Here is a 20,678-nt window from a genome sequence, read left to right on the forward strand (position 1 = left end):
CCGACGCCCTGCCGACGCCCCGGAGTCGAGCGAGAGCGTACCGAAGAACCGGCCCGCCCAAGCCGCCCAGGGCCAACCCCCGTACAACGCGCAGGCCCCCACCGGGAGGTGGGGGCCTGGAGCCGACGCGCCGGGGGTGCGGTCCCGCCGCCCGGGAGGAGGCTCAGAACGAGAGGACGGCGCTTTCGGCCACCCGCGTGCGCATCTCGCACGTGTTGGAGTACGTGGCCGACCAGCTGACGCGCTTGCCCTGCCACACGCCGTCACCGGTCACCGTGACCGGGTCCCACTCGCGGGTGCAGGGGCGGTCGCCCGGTAAGGCCGTCAGCCGGTCCAGGTCACCGTTGGCCGCGGCCAGTTCCTCACAGGCGGCGGCGGGGGAGGGGTGGCTGCCTCCGGGGACGGGTGCGCAGTGCAGGGTCACCGCCCGCTCGACGGTGGCCGTCCCGGCGGCCTCGCCCCTGGCGACCGTCAGCACGAGGGCCGACGGCGAGTAGAGGGAGGCAGGCTGGGCGGCCCCGGCGTACGCGATGCCCGAGGTCGCCGTGCCGACGCAGGCGAGGCCGGTGGCGACGGCGATGGCGCCGAGGGTCTTGCGGAGGTAACGCACGAATGACTCCTTTTCGGATAGAGGTGCGATTGCGGAATGGAGTCTTGTCGGAGCGCACCGTGATCGCACATCCGCCGCCGTTTTCCGGCCGCATACACGTATAAGCGACTGACCGATCGGTCGTTCGGGCAGTTCGGGGCGTATGCGCACCCTTCCCGAAGGGGGCCCGGGGCGAGGTGAGCTGACGGCCGTTCAATGCGAAACGACCCTCTGACCTGCGGAGTCGTGAAAATGGTTCTGTCTTGGAGTACTCGCGGTGCCGCCTGGTCGACCGGAAGACTCCGCTCCCACCGCGTGTCGCGTCAAGGCGCGGGCTCGATGACGAACACCTGACCGCCCTTGCCCACGCACCGTTCCATCACGGCTTCCGTGCCTTCGGACGTGTCCGAGCCCCTGATGCCCACGCATCCCTGGCCGTCCACGCGCAGGACGTACCTCCCGCCCGTGTACGAACCGGACGGCTCCAGGTGGAACCGGCTGCCCTGCGCGCAGTCGTCGTACGGCTCCAGCAGCCGCGTGCCGTCGCCCTCGGCGAGGGCCTTGAGGCAGCCCTTGCCGTAGTCGGGGTGGTGCCACTGGATCCTGTACGTGTCCCCGCCCATCGGCTCAAGCCGGGTGCCCTGCGGCGCCACATCGGCGCACGGCCGCTGCACCGCCACCAGCGGGGTGTACCGGCGGTCCCGGACCCTTCCGTCGGTCAGGCACAGCTCGGGAGCGGTGACCGGCCGGATGCGTATCCAGCCGGTCGGTGGCTCCGGCACCACGGCGGAGGCGGTGGCCGCGGCCCCCTGTGCTTGGCGGGCCTCCGGTGCGTCGGCGGTGGCCAGCATCCAGACACCGGCGGCGGCCAGCAGGGGGGCCGCCACGGCCACGGCGAGCACCGCGCTTCGGCGGGGCGGCCTGAAGAGGGGGCTTTTCCGCGCGGCTTGAGGGGCCGGGCCCGCTCCCGGGACCGCCGAGACCGCCCCCGGCTCCGAGACCGCCCCCGGCTCCGAGACCGCCCCCGGGCCCACCGGCTCCGTCCCGGGCCCGGCCGGCTGCCCGTCGGCGATTCTGTCCCGGGCCTCCAGCCACGCCGCCACCCGCTCGCCCTCCCCGCAGGCCGTGACGAAGGCGGCCAGTTGGTCGGGCCGGGGGACGACGTTCCGGCTCAGCATGCCGGAGGCGGTGCTGCGCGGCAGGACGTCCCGCACGGCCGCCGCGCGCTCCTCCAGTTGCCGGTACGAGAGCCCCGACTCCCGCTTCAGCCGGCGCAGCGACTCCATGAACGCGGTCAGGTCTTCGGCCTCGCCCGGTCCCCAACTGCCCTGATTCTCCATGCCGTTGATCCTCATGGCGGACGCCGAGCGGGGACAACGGCGATCCCCGCCAATAACGCTGCCCCCGGACGCCGGGCGACGGCTCGATCACACGCTCACGGTCAGGGTCAGGGTCGCGGTCCCGGACAGTCCGGGACACCCCCGAGCCCGTCCCGGACGTCCGGGACACCCGATCACCGTTCCCCTCGGCTCCCTCCCGCCGCAGGATCGGTCGGGCCGAGAGCAAACGCTCCGACCTGAAGGGGAATCATGCGTACTCGACTCGTGCTCGCCAGTGCCACGATGGGAGCCGCCCTGCTGACCGGCGGGACCGTCGCCACCGCCCAGGCGGCACCCGCGCCCTCCGGAACCGGCACGGCCACCGTCGCGCCGATCGCCAACACGTGGGTCTACTACGGCACCTACAGCACGCACAGGGCGTGCTACAACGACGGCGTCAACGTCCCCTACTCCGAGTGGGACTGCAAGCAGACCAGCAGCGGCAAGTGGCAGCTCTGGGTGAACGACGCGTCGTAGGGACGGGACGAAGACAGACCGCCGCTACCTCCCGGGAAGCGGCGGTCTCCCCCCGGCTGAGCCGCCTCAGCCTTTGCTGACCGCCGCCAGGATCTCCGGCAGCCGCGCCGCCGTGCGAGGCGCCGCCAGCTTCAGGCCGCCCCAGGCGATCAGGGCGCCGTACACCGCCCCGGCCGGCAGCAGCAGCCACGCCAAGGACCGCTCGTCCGCCACGTGGAGGTAGATCGCGGTCCCGATCAGCGGGGCGCACATCAGCGCCGCCACGATCACCCCGCCGAAGATCGAGATCCAGGCGAGACCGCCCTGCCCCGGTGCCACGTTCTTGAAGGCGCCGTCCTGCGGGATCGAGTACGGGAACATCGCCGAGGCCAGGGCACCGACCGCCACCATCGCGCCGAGCAGCGCCAGCGCGAGGCCCAGCGCCTCCGGCAGCGCCGCCCAGTCGCCCGAGACCGCCGCCGTCCCCGACGTCACCAGGACCGTGAACGGAACGGTGATCAGCAGCAGCGCCAGCGCCCGCGCCCGCAGTTCGGCGTACGCGTCGGCGGGCGTGGAGATCGTCTGCGCGACCATCCAGAACGCCGAGGTGTCCTGACCGAACTGGTTGTACATCAGCATGCCGAGCATCCACGAGGCGAAGCTGGCCCAGTAGACGGAGCCCGTGCCCTGGAGCGCGTTGAACATCGGCACGATCGCGCCGATCACCAGCGACGTCGTCCACGCCGCCTTCGTCTTCGGGTCGCGCCAGATGTAGCGCAGACTGCGCTCCATCACCGTTCCCGTACGCCCGCCCGGCAGCAGCCGCCCGAGGAGGCCCGTACCCGCCCGGTCCCGGCCCGGCTCCGGGGCCGCGCCGATCGTCGAACCGTCCGGCGTCGTCATCAGCTTCACCAGGCTCCGCTGCCACCAGTACAGCAGCCCCCCGAGGACGACGACCGTCAGCAGCAGCCGACCCGCCGCGAGCGCGTGGTCACCCCGGCTCGCCGAGTCCACCGCCGCGACCGCCGAGGCGGGCGGCAGCCAGCTCACCACCGCCGCCACCGGTTCGAGCACCTCCAGGCCCCCGGCACGGCTCAGCCGCTGCGCGCCGAAGTTGACCACCTGGATCCCGACGGCGATCAGCAGACCGCTCAGCACCGCCAGGTCACGGCCCTTGCGCGAGGTCAGCAGCCGTACGTTGGCGGCGGCGACCGCCCGCGAGAGCGCCACGCACACCAGGACCAGCAGCGGCACGGCGAGGACCGACGCCACGACACCCGCCGCGCCGTGCGCCAGCGCGAGCGCCGCGCCCACGGCGACGATCAGGGTGAACGCGGGGCCGGTGCCCACCAGCGAGGCCACGAGCAGCGACCGCACCAGCGGGCGCGGGCGCAGCGGCAGCATCACGAGCCGCGACGGGTCGAGCGTCTCGTCACCGCCCGGCACGAAGAGCGGCATGACGGCCCACGACAGGGCGAGGAACCCCGTCAGCAGGACGGCGACCGAGCCGGCGTCCGCGTGGCCCCGCAGCAGGACGAACGCGAGCAGCACCGCCGCGCCGAAGAGGACGGAGACGACGATCGAGGACACATAGGCGGCGGTCCGCCCGGCCGACTGCCGCAGTCCGTTGCGCAGCAGCGACAGCTTGAGCCGTACGAAGACCGAGGTGAGGGATTCGGGCGCGGGAGCCGTGGCCGTCATCGGTCCGTCCCCCCGCCCAGCCAGTCCAGCGAGTCCCCGGTGTCCCGCCCGTTCGCCCCGACCAGCTCCAGGAACGCGGCTTGCAGGGACGGCGCCTCACCCCGTACGGCGGCCAGCGGGCCCTGTGCGCGGATCTGGCCGGCGGCCATCACCGCGACCCAGTCGCACAGCGACTCCACCAGCTCCATGACATGGCTGGAGAAGACGACGGTCGCGCCCGAGGAGGTGTACCGCTCCAGGACGCCCCGAATGGTCTGCGCGGACACCGGGTCGACGCCTTCGAACGGCTCGTCGAGGAAGAGCACTTCGGGGTTGTGCAGCAGCGCCGCCGCGAGCCCGATCTTCTTGCGCATGCCGGTGGAGTAGTCGACGACCAGCTTGTGCTGCGCGCCCGCCAGGTCCAGTACGTCGAGGAGCTGCGTGGCCCGCTTGTCGACCTCCGCACCGGGCAGCCCCCGCAGCCGCCCGCTGTACGCCAGGAGCTCGCGCCCCGAGAGCCGCTCGAAGAGCCGCAGCCCCTCCGGCAGGATGCCGATCCGGGCCTTGACCTCGGCCACCGATTCGGCGTCGGCCCAGACGTCGTGTCCGGCGACCAGGACGCGCCCCTGATCGGGCCGGAGCAGACCGGTGATCATGGAGAGGGTGGTGGTCTTGCCGGCGCCGTTCGGCCCGACGAGGCCGATGAACTTCCCGGCGGGCAGCACGAGATCGATGCCGTTCACCGCGATCTGCTGGCCGAAACGCTTCCACAGCCCCTCGACACGAACGGCGGGCGTCGCACCACCGTCCGGTGCGCTGCCCGCCTGTTCGAACGCTCCGTCAAATGCCTGGTCAGGCATATCCCTTCAACCCTTCGGTTGTCCCCGTACCTAGGGGAACAACCTTACGGCCGCGGCCCTGGGAGCCGCCCCGTCACGGGCGCCGGGCCCGCGCCGCCGCCGCTTCCCGGCCACACGCGTACGCGAGCGGGCTGATCAGCTCCTCGGCGTCGGGCAGCCAGCGGTTGGCCGGGGTGGGCCGCCGCGCCCACTGCACGGCCCCGTGCCCGCCGACCCGGGTGGGCGGCGCCGCCACGTAGTGCCCCTCGCCGCGCGTGACCAGGTCGATCGAGGTCGGGGCCCAGCCCAGCTTGCGGACCAGATCGGGCACCTTGGCCGCGGCGCCCGGCAGGACGAAGAAGAACATCCGCCGGTCCGGGGCGCAGGTCACCGGGCCGAGCGTGAGGTCCATGCGCTCCATCCGGGCCAGGGCCAGGAAACCGGCCGACTCGGGCACGTCGATCGCGTCGAAGGTGCGTCCGGTCGGCAGCAGGATCGACGCCTTCGGCTGCTTCGACCACATCCGCCGCGCCCCGACGGCGCTGCCGGTCGCCTGGGTCGACCAGTCGGGCCGCGCCGGGTGGGCGCCGGGAGTGGCACAGCTCTCGACGCCGCAGGAGCAGCGTTCCCTGCCCTCCACAGCCTCCAGCCAGGTCCCGGGGAACACGTCCCAGTGCCGCTCTTCCGCGTACCGCACGGCGCAGTCCAGCAGCTGCTCGCCTCGCTGCTTGGGGATGTGTGCGGCTTCCGTGACTCCGATGGTCTCTTCCACGCTGAACTCAACTCCCGCCGTCACCGGGGGTTACGGGCGTGCGCGAAGAGCGGTGTGGAGCATCGATCCTGCATGCGGGGCGCATGGGTGCACGGGCGGGGGCGCGCGGGGGGCCGGGGAGCGGAGGCGGGGTAGCCAGGGGCGGGGGCATCGGCAATGGTGACATCGCCGACGCGTCCGGTTTCGCGTGTTCACATCGGCATTGACCGGATATCCGTCGGGCAGTGATCAGTGCGATTCAGTCCAGTTCCACTGATCGCTCACGGCCTCAGGGGGTAGTCATGGCAGCCAGGCCACTCGTTGCCCGTCAGCCGAACGAACGGCTGCAGGCACTCATTCAGGAGGCCGGGTGTTCCAACGCCGGCCTCGCTCGCAGAGTGAACATGGTCGGAGCCGAACGCGGCCTCGACCTGCGGTACGACAAGACGTCGGTGGCGCGCTGGCTGCGCGGGCAGCAGCCGCGCGGCCGGGCACCGGGCGTCATCGCCGAAGCGCTGGGCCGCAAACTGGGGCGCACGGTCACGATCGACGAGATCGGCATGGCGAACGGCAGGAACCTCGCGTCCGGCGTCGGGCTCCAGTTCTCGCCCACCGTGCTGGGCGCGATCGAGCAGGTCTGCGAGCTGTGGCGCAGCGACGTGGGCCGCCGCGACTTCCTGTCGGGGTCGACGGTGGCGGCCTCCGCCCTTGTCGAGCCGAGCCGGGACTGGCTGATCACCGGCGCGGACGCGCAGGTGGCCCGGTCGGCCGGGGCCCGGGTCGGCACGGCCGACGTGGAGGCGGTCCGGGCGATGACGGCGGCGCTGGTCGACCTCGACCGCCGCTTCGGCAGCGGGCACGTACGGCCGGTGGTGGTGCACTACCTCAACAGCGTGGTGTCGGGGCTGCTCTCGGGGTCGTACCGGGAGACGGTGGGGCGGCAGCTGTTCGCGGCGGTCGCCCGACTCACGGAACTGGCCGGGTACATGGCGGTGGACACCGGTCAGCCGGGGCTCGCCCAGCGCTACTACATCCAGGCGCTGCGGCTCGCGCAGGCGGCGGGCGACCGGGGGTACGGCGGCTATGTGCTCGCGGCCTCGATGAGTCATCTCGCGGCGCAGCTCGGGACCCCGCGCGAGATCGCCCAGTTGGCGCGGGCGGCGCAGGAGGGGGCGCGGGGGCGGGTGACGCCGAGGGCGGAGGCGATGTTCTACGCGGCGGAGGCCCGGGGCCACGCGCTGCTCGGGGACGCCCGCACCTTCGAGGTGGTGGCGGGACGGGCCGTACGCGCCCTGGAGCAGGCGGACCCGGAGTCGGGCGACGACCCGGACTGGATCGCGCACTTCGACCACGCCTACCTCGCGGACGAACTGGCGCACTGCTACCGCGACCTGGGCCGGCCCGACGAGGCGGCCCGGGCGGCACGGGAGTCGCTCGACGGGCATCCGGAGACCCGGGCGCGGCGGCGGGCGATCGGACTGGTGCTCCTCGCGTCGGCGCAGGTCCAGCGGCGTGAGGTGGAGCAGGCCTGCCACACGGGCACGCGCGCGCTGGAGCTGCTGGCCACGCTGCGGTCCTCGCGGGGCGCGGAGTACCTGGACGATCTCAAGGAGCGTCTGTCGCCCTTCGCGCGGGAGACGGCGGTACGGGAGTTCGGGGCGCGCCTGGAGACGCTCGCGGCGTGACGCGGGCGGGCGGACGCCGTTGTCACGGGTCTCACACGCGTGTGCGGAGCGCTGGACGTACCCGGTAGCGTGAGCCGACGATTCCGTAGGTCCATCAGTAGGAGTCCCGGTGACGCAAAGCGGACAGGGTCCGGAGCCGCAGTATCCGCCGGCGGTTCGGCCCGCGCACGAAGGTGTCGTGCTGCCCGCCGAGGGCAGCGCGGAGGGCGGCCCCGCCGCAGGCCCGGCCGGTGGCCAGCCGTGGGGCGGCGCGTGGGGCCCCGGCGGTGGACAGCCGGGCGGTGCGCAGCCCCTGCCGCCGGCGCAGCCGCTGCCGCCGGAGGCGGTACCGGGCGGAGCCGCGGACATGCAGGCGACGCAGTACCTCGCCCCGGTCCCGCCGACGCAGGGCGGCCCGGGCCCGATGCCGGGTCAGTACCCGGGGCAGGGTCAGGGGCCGTACCCGGGCCAGAGTCAGGGGCAGGGTCAGGGCCAGTACCCGGGCCAGGCGCAGGGCCAGTTCCCGGGGCAGAGTCAGGGCCAGGGGGGCCAGTACCCGGGTCAGGGTCAGGGGCAGTTCCCCGGGCAGAGCCAGAGTCAGGGCCAGGGGCACCACCCCGGGCAGGCACAGGCTCCGGGGCCGATGCCGGGGGCTCCCGGGCAGATACCGGGGGCGCATCCCCTGCCGGCTCCGCTGCCGCCGCAGGGCGGTTACGGCTATCCGCCGGTCGCCTCCGCCGCCGACATGCAGGCCACCCAGCATATCCCGCCGGTCGCGCCCCAGGGCGGCGGCTCGGACACGCAGTTCCTCGGCACCGGGCCGCTGAGCCGGCAGCCGGGCGCGCCCGCTCAGCCGGCGGGCGCCTCCGACGCGACCCAGTACATCGCTCCCGTACCGTCGCAGACCCCCGGTGAGCGGCAGCCGCCCGCCGAGTTCGACAACCTCTTCCGCAGCGACTCGACGCGGCACCTGCCCCAGCCGCCCCACCCGCAGCACCGCCAGCCCCAGTACGCGCCCCAGCCCCAGGCCCCCCAGCCGCCCGCACCGCCTCAGCAGCAGGGATACGGCTTCCAGGACGCCTACTACGACGACGGCGACGAGCCCGCGCCGCGCCGCAAGTCGCCCGTCGCCCTCATCACCGCCGTCGTCGTCGGCTGCGCGATCGTCGGTCTCGGCGCCGGAGCGCTGCTCAGCGGTGGCGACGAGGAGAAGAAGCAGGGCCCCGGACAGACCGTGGCCGCCAGTTCGAGCGCCCCGTCCACCGCCCCGACCGAGGAGCCCGTCGACCCGGCCGAGACGCAGGCGCAGGCGCTCGACAAGCTGCTGGCGGACAGCAGCAACAGCCGGGACGCGGTGATCCGTTCGGTCGAGTCCATCAAGCAGTGCAAGAACCTCGACCAGGCCGCCACCGATCTGCGCGGGGCCGCCGCCCAGCGCCGCGAGCTGGTGACCCGGCTTCAGGGCCTGTCCGTCGACAAGCTGCCGAACAACGCGGCGCTGACCACCGCCCTCACCAAGGCGTGGCAGGCGTCGGCCTCCGCCGACGACCACTACGCCGCCTGGGCGGTCGAGACGAAGGACAAGAAGGCCTGCAAGGAAGGCGAGGCCCGCAGGACCAGGCAGACGGCCGCGGCGGGCAAGAAGAGCAGCGAGGCCACTATCGCCAAGCGCCAGGCGGCCGGGCTGTGGAACCCGACCGCCAAGAAGTACGGACTGTCGGAGCGGACGCCCACCCAGCTCTGACCGGGCCGGCCCGCGCTAAGGCGCTAAGGCGCGCTGAGCACGGTCTCGCCGACATCGACGAAACCCGGCTTCTGCGCCACGAGCCGCCCCTGGCGGACCACTTGGAACGTCACCTCGCCGTTGACGATCCGCGGGAAGCCGGGGGCGCCGAGCATGTCCTCGTAGTGCCAGCGCAGTTCGGGCGTCAGGCCGCCGGTGTCGATCCGTACCCCCCGGTCGAGGGCGTGCGAGACGGCGCTCGCCGAGACCGATTCGCTGTCGAGCGACTCGATCACCTGCCGCAGGACGGTGTAGGCGATCCAGGTCGTCTGGACGCCCGCGTCGGCCGGGTCCACGCGGTTGTCGGCGAAGGCGTGCTCCTGGATGACCTTGCGCATCGGCGTCCAGCGGGCGTCGTTCGCCTCCGGGTACCAGCCGGTGACGTACGCCCCCTCGAAGGGGCTGCGCGCGCCGCCCGTGCGGTCGATGACCGGCTGGCTGACACTGCCGAGCACCGAGGAGATCCGTACGCGAGGCGTGTTCTCGTAGCCCTGGCCGCCCTGACTGGCCTGTCCCCCCTGGCCCTCCCCGTCGTCGTCCGAGGGCAGCCGGCGGAAGGAGTCGAAGAACGTCTGGGTGCGCTCGCCGAGCACGGCGGCGACGCAGCCGTTCTTCCCCCCTGCCTTGCTGCGGGCGCGCCCGGCCGGCTGGGTGTACTCGGCGGCGTCCTCCAGCGCCGGGATGTCCGTGGCGCTGGCGTGCCGGGCCGTGCGCAGGCCGGAGTTGAGGAGGTCGGGCAGCTTGTCGCCGGCGATGGTGTCGGGGCGGACGAGCGAGACCTTGCGGCAGGACTCGGCGAGTTGCATGCCGTGGCCGGCGAGGAGGGACGCCTGGCCGCCGTTGACGGGGTAGGAGAGCGGGCTGGTGAACTCGTCCTCGGAGATGCCGTAACCGCCGATGTACGGGATTCCGGCCGCCTCCAGGGGGGCCATGAAGGCGCGCCCGTTCTGGCTGTAGGAGCCGACCACGGCGACGACCTTCTCGCGGACGGCCCGGCGCGCGCAGGCCGCGGCGCCGGCGGAGGTGTTCTGCTCGTTGCAGGTGAGGATGCGCAGCTCGTGGCCGTCGATGCCGCCGTGGGCGTTCGCCCAGCGTGCGTACGCCTGCGCCATGGCGGGCATTCCGGGCATATTGGTGGCGCGGGTTCCGTCGGGGGCCCATGTCATCACCGTGACGGGCTCCCTGGAGCCCCCCGTGGTCCCAGGGAGCACGCCACAGCCGGCGAGCAGCGACGCCCCGGCCGCTGCCGTCGTGACATACGCGAGGAGTGAGGTCAGTCGCCTACCGGTCATGGGCATGCACAATTCCGCCTCACGGGTAACGCGGGAGTGAGCATGGTTCAACGGTCGGTGACGTGAAGGTGAATTACGGGGGCCGGTCCGTCCGTGGGGGTGGGGAACGTACGATCGAAACGTGTCCAGTCCACTCTCCAGTTCGGTGAACTCTTCCCGTCGCGGCCGTCGCTCCTCCACCATGGGCGGCATGCCGCTCAATGACATGCCGTGGTGGCGCTGGCGCAGCAATGTGCGCTCGGCGCTGCACATGCTCTCCGACCCCGGGTTCCACGAGACGACCTGGCTGGCCGGCCACGAGGGGTACGGCGACGTCACCGACGCCGTCTACCGCCTGGTCGAGGACACCTGGCTGGACAACTGGTCCGCCGAGAGGTACGTCGGGACGATCTTCCGCGACTCCGGTGAGGCCGCGCTGGTGGACGTGGCCGTGCTGCGCGTGCTGCGGATCATGCACCAGGTGGGCCCGGACGCCCCGGTCTCGGCGTACATGGAGCACCACGGCTGGCCGGAGGCGGTCCGCGCGGCCCGCGAGGCACACGTACGGATGGCGTCGGCGGACGGCGAGGACCCTGACGTACCGCCGCGCTCCCTGGACGTGCTCCGCATCATGACGCGGTCCGCCTGACGGACGCCGTCCCGGGCGGCCCCGCGCCGTGTGGCAGGCTAATGGGATGACCGACCAGTACGTCCTCACTCTTTCCTGCCCCGACAAACAGGGCATCGTGCACGCCGTGTCGAGCTACCTCTTCATCACGGGTTGCAACATCGAGGACAGTCAGCAGTTCGGAGACCGGGACACGGGTCTCTTCTTCATGCGGGTCCACTTCTCGGCGGAGGCGCCGGTCACGGTGGACAAGCTGCGGGCGAGCTTCGCGGCGGTGGGCGACTCGTTCGGGATGGACTGGCAGATCAACCGGGCCGACCAGCGCATGCGGGTCGTGCTGATGGTGTCGAAGTTCGGGCACTGCCTGAACGACCTCCTTTTCCGCTCGCGGATCGGGGCGCTGCCCGTCGAGATCGTGGCGGTCGTCTCCAACCACACCGACTTCGCGGAGCTGGTGGGCTCGTACGACATTCCGTTCCGGCACATTCCGGTCACGAAGGACAACAAGCCGCAGGCGGAGGCGGAGCTCCTGGAGCTGGTCCGCTCCGAGGAGGTCGAGCTGGTGGTGCTCGCCCGCTACATGCAGGTGCTCTCCGACGACCTGTGCAAGCAGCTGTCGGGCCGGATCATCAACATCCACCACTCCTTCCTGCCGAGCTTCAAGGGCGCGAAGCCGTACCACCAGGCGCACGCGCGCGGCGTGAAGCTGATCGGCGCGACCGCCCACTACGTGACGGCGGACCTCGACGAGGGCCCGATCATCGAGCAGGAGGTCGAGCGCGTGGGCCACGAGGTCACGCCGGACCAGCTGGTGGCGGTCGGCCGCGACGTGGAGTGCCAGGCGCTGGCGCGCGCGGTGAAGTGGCACGCGGAGCGGAGAATCCTCCTGAACGGCCGCCGCACGGTGGTCTTCGCGTAGCCCGCCGCCCGGTGGCGGGGACCGGGCCCTCCGCTCCGGTTCCCCTCTCTCGCCCTGCCCTCGGCGGCGCTATCGTTCCCCTCAAGATCGCTTATACCTGAGGGGGACCACATGATTGGAACGCGCACCATAGGTTCCGCCCTGGCCACCGCCGCGCTGGCGGCCACGACCGTCGTCGGGGCCTCCGGAGGCGCCTCCGCCGCGGAGGAGCCGGCGTTCGGTGTCAGGAACGCCAACAGCGGGCAGTGCCTGCTGGTCCAGGGCTTGGAGAACGGAAACACCGCCGTGCAGTACGAGTGCGGCGACTGGGCCGATCAGAAGTGGGTGCTCGACGAGACCTATGTCGAGCACCCCGGCGGCTACCGCCTCAAGAACGTCAACAGCGGCAAGTGCCTGGTCGTCCAGGGCATGGAGAACGGCAACGCGGCCATGCAGTACGACTGCGGCGAGTGGCGCGACCAGCTGTGGCAGAAGATCGCCGTCACGGAAGACACCTTCAAGTTGCGGAACCTCAACAGCCGCAAGTGCCTGGTCGTGCAGGGCTACGACTACGGCAGCCGGGTGTTCCAGTACGACTGCGAGGACTACGCCGACCAGAACTGGTACATCCGCTGACGCACGATGTCACGGTGCCCGACGCGGGACCTCGGGCACCGTGACATCGAGCGTTCTGCCGGACACCACCTAGAGGCGGCTCAGGTTGGCGGCGGCGAACAGGACGTCGCGGATCGCCTCCCGGTCGCCGTCCTGGCCCGCCGCCGCCTCTTCCGGAGGGACGTGGCCCGCCACGAGCTGGCAGAACTCGACGCCGTCCATCGCCACCTGTGCCACCGCGTGGTCCGGTGAGCCGACGGCCGCCGGGGAGTCCAGGGCGATGTACCAGTGGCCGCCGCCCGCTCCCTCGACCTCCAGATGGAGCGAGCGGCCCGGAGCGCCCGCCGCCACCAGATGGCGGGGCGGTCCGGCCAGGCCCGAGCGGCGGCGGTCGGCCAGGGCCGCCGGAAGCAGCCGGGCCGCCAGGTCGATCATGCCGTGCAGATGCGCCCCGCTGGGCGGCTCGTACGGATAGTCCACCGCGTTCGCGATGTCGTCCGCGTGCACCCAGCACTCGAAGGCCCGCTCCAGCAGCGAGTCCCGCAGGGGCAGCGCGAAATCCCCGTACGTCACCGTCAGGTCCGCGACGCCCCGGCCCGCGAACGACACCGTGCGGATCAGGGTGTGCGTCTGCTCCCGCCACGGCTCGCGGATCCGGCGCGTCGGCGGGTGGTACGCGCCCCGCCAGTACGCCTCCGTGCGCTCCGTCGGCGTCAGATCCCGGCCTGCCACGCCCAGCGGGTCGTCCAGGCCCAGCGCCGTCGACACCAGGCCGTCCACGGTCAGCAGATGTCCGATCACTCCGGCCACGGTCGTCCTGCGGCTCACCGGGCCGTCGCCCTCGAACCACTTCAGGCGCACCGGAGCGTGCCACTCCGATTCACCGATGTCCCGAAGCAGCGCGTCCAGCCGGGCCGACTCCGCGTCGTACGGAGTCGCCCAGACGGGCACCGGGATACGGGCGGGGCGGCGGCCGAGGCAGTTCTCCAGGACCCGGGAGCGCAGCAGCGGATCGAGGTCCAGGTCCCGCTCGGCGTGCAGCAGGCCGACCGCGTCACGCAGGCGCAGCGCCTCGTCCGCGCACGGGGCGCACTCGGTCAGGTGCTCCTCCACGGCCTGGGTCTCCTCCGCCGAACACGCGGACAGCGCCCACGCCCCGAGGAGGGACTTGAGCACGGCGTGCGTCAGCAGGGACGGCGGCGGGGACGGCGGCGGTGGTGGAGGGGGCGGAGGCGGGGGCGCGACGGCCTCGGTCACCGGCTCGGCCTCGGTGTCGGGTCCCGCCTCGGTCACCGGCTCGACCACGGCCTCGGCCTCCGGCCGTACGTCCGCCTCCGGCCCCGTCCGTACCGCGCCCGACAGGTCCGCGTGGTCGTCCGCCGCCCACCGCGGGCCCGGTATCCGTGGAGCGCGTGCGACCTCGTCCGGGTCGTCGTTCGCCCCGTTCACAGCGAGCGTCCGTAACCGGGCGGCGAGGACCCCTCCAGCGGGCGGGTGTTAGCCGTCGACAGCAGCTGCAGGCCCAGCCGCAGCCGGCGCCGCGCCTCGTCCTCCGTGACCCCGAGGTCGGCGGCCGTCTGGCGGTAGTCGCGCCGCTGGAAATAGGCCAGTTCCAGCGCGGCGCGCAAGGGAGCCGGCATCGACGTGACGATGTAGTCCGCGCGGGCCGCGACCGAGGCCCGCCGCACCTTCTGTTCCAGCTCCTCCGCCGAACCCTCGCCCGTCTCCGCGTACGCCGTCGCCTCCGTCTGCCGCAGCCGGTGCACGGCCTGCCGCTGGGTCAGCTTGGCCACCCAGGAGCGCATGTTGCCCTGCCTGGGGTCGTACGCGTCGGGGTTCTCCCAGATGTAGCCGAAGACCTCGCGGGTGACCTGGTCGGCGGCCGCGTCGTCGTCGAGCACCCGGTGGGCGAGGCTGTGCACCAGGGAGGCGAACCGGTCGTACAGCTCTCCGAGCGCGGCCGCCTCACCGCGCGCCAGCCGCTGCTGCATCCTGCGGTCCCAGCGCGGTGGTGTGTCCTTCGCCATACGAAGCCCTCCGGAGCTCTTCGGCTGCCCTCCCGACCCGAGTTCACCGTCCAAAGTAATGGGCTGCGCCGTTGTGCACCCCCCTTTGCGGCAAGTGCGCCCCCTGGCGGGGCTGGGATGGTAAGGAAACCGTCAAGCCGGGACCAAGGGGTTTCGGGGCGTCGAGGCAGGGCAGCGGGAGGGGATAGGAAGGCCTGCCTCCGCTTGAAGGGCGCGATGCGTGACGCTCCATGTCGACGAAGACGAGCAAGGCCCGTGGACCGTGCTGCGCGTCCAGGGCGAACTGGACCTGGTCACCTCGCCGCAGGTCCGCAGACATGTGCATGACGCCGTCGCGGGTGGGCGGCACCACGTCGTCCTGGACCTGTCCGGCGTGCTGTTCTGCGACTCCAGCGGGGTGGGTGTGCTGATCGCCTCCCGCCGGCTGATGCGTTCCTGCGGCGGCCGGCTGCGCATGGTGCTCCCCGCGCGCGGTGAGCTGGAAGGCTCGCACGTCAACCGGGTCATGGCAGCGCTCGGCGTCCGGCGCCTCTTCGATGTGTACGCGGACGCCGCCGACGCGGTCGACGAGCGGGCGCGCCCCCTCCCCGTGGACTCCCTCGCCGGACAGACCGCCTCCGTGCCCGAACAGTCCTCCCCGTCACGGCGGCTGGCCGCGCCGCCCCTCTCGGCATAGCGGCCCACCCCGTCGTAAGGTCCGCACATGCAGCCCATGGAACCCGAGCAGCAACCTGTGCAGCATCTCCACCAGCGCCGGATCGCCTCCCGCTTCGCCGCGTTCGATCAGGACGGTGACGGGACCATCTCGCGCGAGGACTTCAGTACGGCGGCGAAACGGCTCCTCACGGAGTTCGACACGTCCTTCCGCTCCGACAAGGGCCAAGCGCTGGTCACCGGCGCCGAGGCGTTCTGGCAGGGCATGGCGGGGATCGCGGACGTCGACGGGGACCAGCGGGTGAGCCAGCAGGAGTTCGTCGGCGGCGCGATCAAGCGGCTGCACGACCACCCTGACCGCTTCGCCGAGATCGCCCGCCCCTTCCTGCGCGCCCTGCTGGTCCTCGCCCCCACCCCGGCCGAGGTGGAGCGCGCGCTGCGCGCGCTCGGCATCGCCCCGGAGGCGGCGGCGCTCAGCGCCCGGTCGCTGTCGACCGACGACGCGGGACGGGTCGAGGAGGAGGCGGCCGTGTCCGCGTTCGCCCGCTACTTCATGACCGAGGACCGGCCGGACGCCTCCTAGGGCTCCGAAAGCCCTGGGCGCCGTACCGCTCCCGTAGTCGGTACTTCAGGACCTTGCGCAGGGTCTCGTTGCGCGGCAGGGCCTCCACCAGCTCCAGTTGTTCCGGCAGCTTGTGCACGGAGAGGCCCTCGGCGCGCAGGAAGTCCGTCAGCGTCGCGAGGGCCAGCGGCCGGGCCCCCGGTGGCTGTTCGACGACCGCGCACACCCGCTCGCCGCGTTCGGGGTCCGGGAGGCCGATGACGGCCACGTCGCCGACCTCCGGATGCCGGTGGAGAAGGTCCTCGATCTCCTTCGCGGAGATGTTCTCGCCCTTGCGGATGATGACGTCCTTGAGCCGGCCGGTGAGCACCAGGTGCCCGCTCGCGGTCAGGTGCCCGAGGTCGCCGGTGATCAGGAAGCCGTCCTCGTCGAAGGCGGCCGCCGTCTGCGCCGGGTCGAGATAGCCCTGGCAGACCGCCTCGCCGCGCAGGCGCACCTCGCCTCCCTCCGTGATCCGTATCTCCATGCCCGCCGGTGGCCGGCCCTCCGTCGTCGCCAGGTTCTCCGCGGTGTCGTCCGGCGACCCCATCGTGATCATGGGGACCTCGGTCATGCCGTAGCCGTGGGTGAGCCGGCAGCCGAGCTCCCGCACCACCGCGTGGTGCAGCTCCGGCGGCTTGGGTGCTCCGCCGCCCGCCAGGAGCCGGAGGGTCGGGATGATCGGCTCGCCGGGTTGCTTGCGCTGCTCGGCCAGGAACATGGAGTAGAAGGCGGTGGAGCCGCCGGCCACGGTCACCCCGTGCCGGCGGTACTCCTCCAGCGCGTCCGGCAGCGCGAAATGCTCGAACAGGACCGCCGGGAAGCCGTACAGCAGCAGCATCACGGTGTAGTCGGGGCCGCCGATGTGCGCGTACGGGAAGGCGATGGAGCCCACGTCGTCGCCGGTCGGCCGCAGCGCGTGCGCGAGGCAGGAGCCGCCCGCGATCAGGGAGCGGTCGGTGTGCAGGACGCCCTTGGGGTCGGAGGTGGTGCCCGAGGTCCAGTAGATCCAGCGCACGTCCGTCCCCGACGCGGGCGGGGGCGGCAGGACGGCGGGGTCGCCGTCGGGCAGGGAGTCGTACGCCTCGAAGACACCGCGCGCCCCGAGCCGCCGTGCCATCTCCGTGTGGTCGAAGCCGCGCCACACGCCGGGTACGGCGAAGAACTCCGCCCGGGACGCGCTCAGCGCGAAGCCGACCTCGCGGTCCCGGTAGAAGGGGATGACCGGTGACTGGACGGCCCCCAGGCGGGCCAGGGCGAAGGTCAGCACCGCGGTCTCGATCCGGGTGGGCAGCTGCCAGGCGACGACGGTGCCGGGCCGGACGCCCCTCCCGTACAGGCCGGCGGCGCAGCGCTCGGCGCGGTCGCGCAGCTCGCCGAAGGTGAGGGTCCGGTCGCCCTGGAGGAGGACGGGCCGGCCGGGGGTGAGGGCGGCGCGGCGGTCGAGGAGCTCCCAGAGGGTGCGGGACTCGCCCAGGGCGTGTGCGGTGTCGGTCACGACGACTCCCCTAGCTGACGGTATGTCAGATCGTGCGGAGAGCGTAGAGGGCCGGTCCTTGTCGGTCCAGAGGCGCGGGGCTAGCCTGAGATCCGATCGCAATCTGACGGGTCATCAGAAATGGGAGTGGGTTCATGACCGAACTGCCCCGCATCATCAGCGTCGACGACCACGTGATCGAGCCCGCTCACCTCTTCGAGACCTGGCTCCCCGCCAAGTACCGCGACCGCGGACCGAAGCCCCTGACCGCCGGGATCGGACAGCTCGCCTATGTCGGCGGGAAGTACGAGATCACGATGGACCCCGACGGCCCGCCGGCCGACTGGTGGATCTACGAGGACCTGAAGTTCCCGTACAAGCGCAACATCGCCGCGGTCGGCTTCGACCGCGACGACATGACCCTGGAGGGCATCACCCGCGCCGAGATGCGCCCCGGCTGCTGGGACCCCGCCGAGCGTCTGAAGGACATGGACCTCAACCACGTCGAGGCGTCCCTCTGCTTCCCCACCTTCCCGCGCTTCTGCGGTCAGACCTTCGCCGAGGCGCACGACAAGGAGGTCGCCCTCGCCTGCGTCCGCGCCTACAACGACTGGATGGTCGAGGAGTGGTGCGGCGACAGCGGCGGCCGGCTCGTCCCGCTCTGCCTCATCCCGCTCTGGGACATCGACCTGGCCGTCGCGGAGATCCGGCGCAACGCCGCCCGAGGAGTCAGGGCCGTCACCTTCTCCGAGATCCCCACCCACCTCGGGCTGCCGTCGATCCACTCCGGCTACTGGGACCCCTTCTTCGCCGTCTGCCAGGAGACCGGCACCGTCGTCAACATGCACATCGGGTCGTCCTCGCAGATGCCCGCCGCCTCCCCCGACGCCCCGCCCGCCGTCCAGGCGTCGCTCAGCTTCAACAACGCCATGGCCTCGATGATGGACTTCCTCTTCAGCGGCGTGCTCGTGAAGTTCCCGGCGCTGAAGCTCGCCTACAGCGAGGGCCAGATGGGCTGGATCCCGTACGCCCTCGAACGCGCCGACGACGTGTGGGAGGAGCACCGCGCCTGGGGCGGCGTCCGCGACCTGATCCCCGAGCCGCCGTCCACGTACTACTACCGGCAGATCTTCTGCTGCTTCTTCCGCGACAAGCACGGCATCGCCTCGCTCGACGTGGTCGGCCGGGACAACGCCACCTTCGAGACCGACTACCCGCACGTCGACTCGACCTTCCCGCGCACCAAGGACGTCGCCCTCGACCACGTCGAAGGGCTCGACGACGAGACCGTGTACAAGCTCATGCGCGGCAACGCCATCCGGATGCTGGGCCTGGATCTCGTCTGATGGACCTCACGTACACCGCCGAGGAGGAGGAGTTCCGCGCGCGGCTGCGGGAGTGGCTCGCCACCGCCCTGCCGAAGCTGCCACCGAGGCCCGACCCGCTGGACTGGCCGGGCCGGCGCGCGTACGACTGCGGCTGGCAGCGGACGCTGTACGACGCCGGGTACGCCGACGTGCACTGGGACGCCTCCCCGACCCGGCGGCTGATCTTCCTGGAGGAGACGGAGCGGGCCGGGGCCCCCTACGTCGGCGCCAACTTCGTCGGACTGCTGCACGCCGGTCCCACGATCGCCGCCGAGGGGACCGTGGAGCAGCGCGCCCGCTGGCTGCCGCCCGTGCTGCGCGGCGACGAGGTGTGGTGCCAGGGCTTCAGCGAGCCGGACGCCGGCTCCGACCTCGCCTCGCTGCGCACCAGGGCGGTCCGGGACGGCGACCACTACGTGGTCTCCGGCTCCAAGACATGGACCTCGCACGCCGAGGTCGCCGACTGGTGCGAACTCCTCGTACGGACGGACGCGTCCAGCCCGAAGCACCGGGGGATCACCTGGCTCGCGATGCCGATGGACGCGCCCGGGATCACCGTACGGCCGCTGCGGACGCTCGCCGGGTCGACGGAGTTCGCGGAGGTGTTCCTCGACGAGGTCCGGGTGCCGGTCGCCAACCGGGTGGGGGAGGAGAACGACGGCTGGCGCGTGACGATGGTGACGCTCTCCTTCGAACGCGGTACCGCCTTCGTCGGCGAGGTCGTCGCCTGCCGCCGCCTCCTCGGCGAACTCGCCCGCGAGGCACGCTCCAGCGGCACCTGGGACGACCCGGCGATCCGGCGTGCGCTCGGACGGCTGGGCGCGGAGTTCCGGGCGCTGTGGCGGCTCACCCAGTGGAACGTCAGCGAGGCGGAGGCGACGGGCGGCGCGCCCGGGGCCGGCGGCTCCGTCTTCAAGCTGCGCTACTCCCACGCCCGCCAGGAGCTGTACGACACGGCCGCCGCCGTCCTCGGCCCCGACGCCCTCGACCTGGGGCGCGCATGGAACCCGGACCGGCTGTCCTCGCTCTCGTACACGATCGCCGCCGGCACCTCCCAGATCCAGCACGACATCGTCGCCGAGCGGATCCTCGGCCTGCCGAAGGGGCGGTGAACCCTCCCATGGACTTCCGGCTCACCGACGATCAACGGGCCCTCAAGAAGGGCGTACGGTCGCTCCTGGAGCGCCGCTTCGACCGCGACGCGCTCCGGGCCGCCGTCGACGGCGGCGCACTGGACCGCGGGCTGTGGCGGGAACTCGGCGCGGCCGGATTCTTCGCCCTGCGGCTCCCGGAGCAGGCGGGCGGCGTCGGCCTCGGTCTGCCGGAGGCGGTGCTCGTCTTCGAGGAGGCGGGCAGAGCGCTGCTGCCGGGTCCGCTGATCGCGACGTTCCTGGCGGCGGGCGAGGTGGACGGGGCTGCGGAGGGGGAGGTGGTCGTGACGGCTCCCGACGGGGCGCTCGTCGAGTGGCTGGAGGAGGCGGACGTGGTGCGAGGGGACGTGACGGGCGCCGTGCCGGTGCGGTCGGTGGATCCGCTGACGCCCCTGCACCGGCTGCCGTCGCCCGTGGGCGCGGCGGCGGCGGTGGGTCTGCTCACCGCCGCCGAGCAGCTCGGGAGTGCCACGTGGAGCACCGACGCGGCCGTGCGGTACGCCCGGACGCGCGAGCAGTTCGGGCAGCCGATCGGGGCGTTCCAGGCCGTCAAGCATCTGTGCGCGCGGATGCTCGTACGAACGGAGGTCGCCCGCGCCGCCGTCTACGCCGCCTCCGTGACTGGCGACCCCGTCGAGATCGCCGGGGCCAAACTCCTCGCCGACGAGGCGGCCGTCGACTGCGCCCGGGACTGCCTCCAGGTGCACGGCGGTATGGGCTTCACCTGGGAGTCCGACGTCCATCTGCACCTGAAGCGGGCCTGGGTGCGGGCCGAGCGGTGGCTGCCCAGGGCCCGCCTGGAGGAGGTGGAGGCGGCCGCCCTGTAGGGGCTGGGCCGCCACCGCGCC

General features: G+C 72.4%; 20 protein-coding genes and 1 pseudogene. 11 read left to right on the forward strand and 10 right to left on the reverse strand.

All coding sequences use genetic code 11. The features are described from left to right. Positions 1–163: 163 nt before the first annotated feature. Both ACIRB4_RS01335 and ACIRB4_RS01340 read right to left on the reverse strand, forming a co-directional pair. Complete coding sequence (locus ACIRB4_RS01335; protein WP_403287750.1) at positions 164–610, reverse strand: subtilase-type protease inhibitor; 447 nt, start codon at positions 608–610, stop codon at positions 164–166. Between the two features lie 302 nt (positions 611–912). Then, positions 913–1,929, reverse strand: coding sequence for a hypothetical protein (locus ACIRB4_RS01340; RefSeq protein WP_403287751.1), 1,017 nt, complete (start codon positions 1,927–1,929; stop codon positions 913–915). A gap of 249 nt (positions 1,930–2,178) precedes the next feature. Between ACIRB4_RS01340 and ACIRB4_RS01345 the strand changes: the two genes are divergently transcribed. Then, positions 2,179–2,445 carry a hypothetical protein gene (locus ACIRB4_RS01345; protein WP_403287752.1) on the forward strand — a complete coding sequence of 89 codons (267 nt, stop codon included), beginning with the start codon at positions 2,179–2,181 and terminating at the stop codon, positions 2,443–2,445. 66 nt (positions 2,446–2,511) lie between these two features. On the opposite strand, the gene ACIRB4_RS01350 is transcribed toward ACIRB4_RS01345, so the two are convergent. The 3 genes from ACIRB4_RS01350 to ACIRB4_RS01360 all read right to left on the reverse strand — a co-directional run bounded on the left by ACIRB4_RS01350 (position 2,512) and on the right by ACIRB4_RS01360 (position 5,715). Further along, entirely contained in the window at positions 2,512–4,125 is a 1,614-nt protein-coding gene (locus ACIRB4_RS01350; RefSeq protein WP_403287753.1) for a transporter, read from the reverse strand. Further along, a complete protein-coding gene (locus tag ACIRB4_RS01355; protein WP_403287754.1) occupies positions 4,122–4,964 on the reverse strand; it encodes an ABC transporter ATP-binding protein in 843 nt (280 codons plus the stop codon). Before ACIRB4_RS01355 ends, ACIRB4_RS01350 begins: the two co-directional genes overlap by 4 nt. A 73-nt stretch (positions 4,965–5,037) precedes the next feature. Beyond that, positions 5,038–5,715: a bifunctional DNA primase/polymerase gene (locus ACIRB4_RS01360; protein ID WP_403287755.1), complete on the reverse strand. Its 678-nt coding sequence runs from the start codon at positions 5,713–5,715 to the stop codon at positions 5,038–5,040. A gap of 281 nt (positions 5,716–5,996) precedes the next feature. Here ACIRB4_RS01360 and ACIRB4_RS01365 point away from each other — a divergent pair, with 281 nt between their 5' ends. Then, entirely contained in the window at positions 5,997–7,379 is a 1,383-nt protein-coding gene (locus ACIRB4_RS01365) for a transcriptional regulator (RefSeq protein ID WP_403287757.1), read from the forward strand. A 94-nt stretch (positions 7,380–7,473) separates the two neighbouring features. On the opposite strand, the gene ACIRB4_RS01370 is transcribed toward ACIRB4_RS01365, so the two are convergent. Further along, positions 7,474–7,974 (reverse strand): hypothetical protein, encoded by a 501-nt coding sequence (locus tag ACIRB4_RS01370; protein ID WP_403287758.1) that lies wholly within the window; start codon positions 7,972–7,974, stop codon positions 7,474–7,476. A gap of 27 nt (positions 7,975–8,001) precedes the next feature. Between ACIRB4_RS01370 and ACIRB4_RS01375 the strand changes: the two genes are divergently transcribed. After that, positions 8,002–9,102, forward strand: coding sequence for a hypothetical protein (locus ACIRB4_RS01375; protein WP_403287759.1), 1,101 nt, complete (start codon positions 8,002–8,004; stop codon positions 9,100–9,102). A gap of 23 nt (positions 9,103–9,125) precedes the next feature. On the opposite strand, the gene ACIRB4_RS01380 is transcribed toward ACIRB4_RS01375, so the two are convergent. Continuing rightward, positions 9,126–10,433 (reverse strand): ABC transporter substrate-binding protein, encoded by a 1,308-nt coding sequence (locus ACIRB4_RS01380; protein WP_403287760.1) that lies wholly within the window; start codon positions 10,431–10,433, stop codon positions 9,126–9,128. A gap of 181 nt (positions 10,434–10,614) precedes the next feature. On the opposite strand from ACIRB4_RS01380, the gene ACIRB4_RS01385 reads away from it, so the two are divergent. The 3 genes from ACIRB4_RS01385 (at position 10,615) to ACIRB4_RS01395 (ending at position 12,574) form a co-directional block, all read left to right on the forward strand. Further along, the gene (locus ACIRB4_RS01385; RefSeq protein ID WP_403288632.1) at positions 10,615–11,061 is read left to right on the forward strand and encodes a hypothetical protein; all 447 of its coding nucleotides are present in this window, start codon (positions 10,615–10,617) and stop codon (positions 11,059–11,061) included. Positions 11,062–11,107: 46 nt separating this feature from the next. Then, positions 11,108–11,959 (forward strand): formyltetrahydrofolate deformylase, encoded by an 852-nt coding sequence (gene purU / locus ACIRB4_RS01390; protein WP_403287761.1) that lies wholly within the window; start codon positions 11,108–11,110, stop codon positions 11,957–11,959. 111 nt (positions 11,960–12,070) lie between these two features. Continuing rightward, complete coding sequence (locus ACIRB4_RS01395; protein ID WP_403287762.1) at positions 12,071–12,574, forward strand: RICIN domain-containing protein; 504 nt, start codon at positions 12,071–12,073, stop codon at positions 12,572–12,574. Positions 12,575–12,643: 69 nt separating this feature from the next. Here the strand turns inward: ACIRB4_RS01395 and ACIRB4_RS01400 are convergent, their stop codons facing one another. Together ACIRB4_RS01400 and ACIRB4_RS01405 are read right to left on the reverse strand one after the other, a co-directional pair. Further along, a complete protein-coding gene (locus tag ACIRB4_RS01400; RefSeq protein ID WP_403287763.1) occupies positions 12,644–14,002 on the reverse strand; it encodes a zf-HC2 domain-containing protein in 1,359 nt (452 codons plus the stop codon). Continuing rightward, positions 13,999–14,580 carry a sigma-70 family RNA polymerase sigma factor gene (locus tag ACIRB4_RS01405; RefSeq protein ID WP_403287764.1) on the reverse strand — a complete coding sequence of 194 codons (582 nt, stop codon included), beginning with the start codon at positions 14,578–14,580 and terminating at the stop codon, positions 13,999–14,001. Before ACIRB4_RS01405 ends, ACIRB4_RS01400 begins: the two co-directional genes overlap by 4 nt. Positions 14,581–14,800: 220 nt before the next feature. Here ACIRB4_RS01405 and ACIRB4_RS01410 point away from each other — a divergent pair. Then, positions 14,801–15,166, forward strand: a pseudogene (locus tag ACIRB4_RS01410) (STAS domain-containing protein); the annotation flags it as partial. A 117-nt stretch (positions 15,167–15,283) separates the two neighbouring features. Beyond that, the gene (locus tag ACIRB4_RS01415; protein WP_403287765.1) at positions 15,284–15,817 is read left to right on the forward strand and encodes an EF-hand domain-containing protein; all 534 of its coding nucleotides are present in this window, start codon (positions 15,284–15,286) and stop codon (positions 15,815–15,817) included. Here the strand turns inward: ACIRB4_RS01415 and ACIRB4_RS01420 are convergent. Next, positions 15,786–17,333 (reverse strand): class I adenylate-forming enzyme family protein, encoded by a 1,548-nt coding sequence (locus tag ACIRB4_RS01420; RefSeq protein WP_403287766.1) that lies wholly within the window; start codon positions 17,331–17,333, stop codon positions 15,786–15,788. The genes ACIRB4_RS01415 and ACIRB4_RS01420 overlap by 32 nt on opposite strands. 134 nt (positions 17,334–17,467) lie before the next feature. On the opposite strand from ACIRB4_RS01420, the gene ACIRB4_RS01425 reads away from it, so the two are divergent. From ACIRB4_RS01425 to ACIRB4_RS01435, 3 genes are read left to right on the forward strand one after another with little or no spacing between them, the layout of a single operon-like run. Beyond that, a complete protein-coding gene (locus ACIRB4_RS01425) occupies positions 17,468–18,658 on the forward strand; it encodes an amidohydrolase family protein (protein ID WP_403287767.1) in 1,191 nt (396 codons plus the stop codon). Further along, a complete protein-coding gene (locus ACIRB4_RS01430) occupies positions 18,658–19,791 on the forward strand; it encodes an acyl-CoA dehydrogenase family protein (RefSeq protein WP_403287768.1) in 1,134 nt (377 codons plus the stop codon). The genes ACIRB4_RS01425 and ACIRB4_RS01430 overlap by 1 nt, the downstream gene beginning before the upstream one ends. An 8-nt stretch (positions 19,792–19,799) precedes the next feature. Next, entirely contained in the window at positions 19,800–20,657 is an 858-nt protein-coding gene (locus ACIRB4_RS01435) for an acyl-CoA dehydrogenase family protein (RefSeq protein ID WP_403288634.1), read from the forward strand. Positions 20,658–20,678 lie beyond the last annotated feature (21 nt).

The sequence above is a fragment of the Streptomyces sp. NPDC093600 genome, assembly GCF_044764755.1.
Lineage (GTDB): Bacteria > Actinomycetota > Actinomycetes > Streptomycetales > Streptomycetaceae > Streptomyces.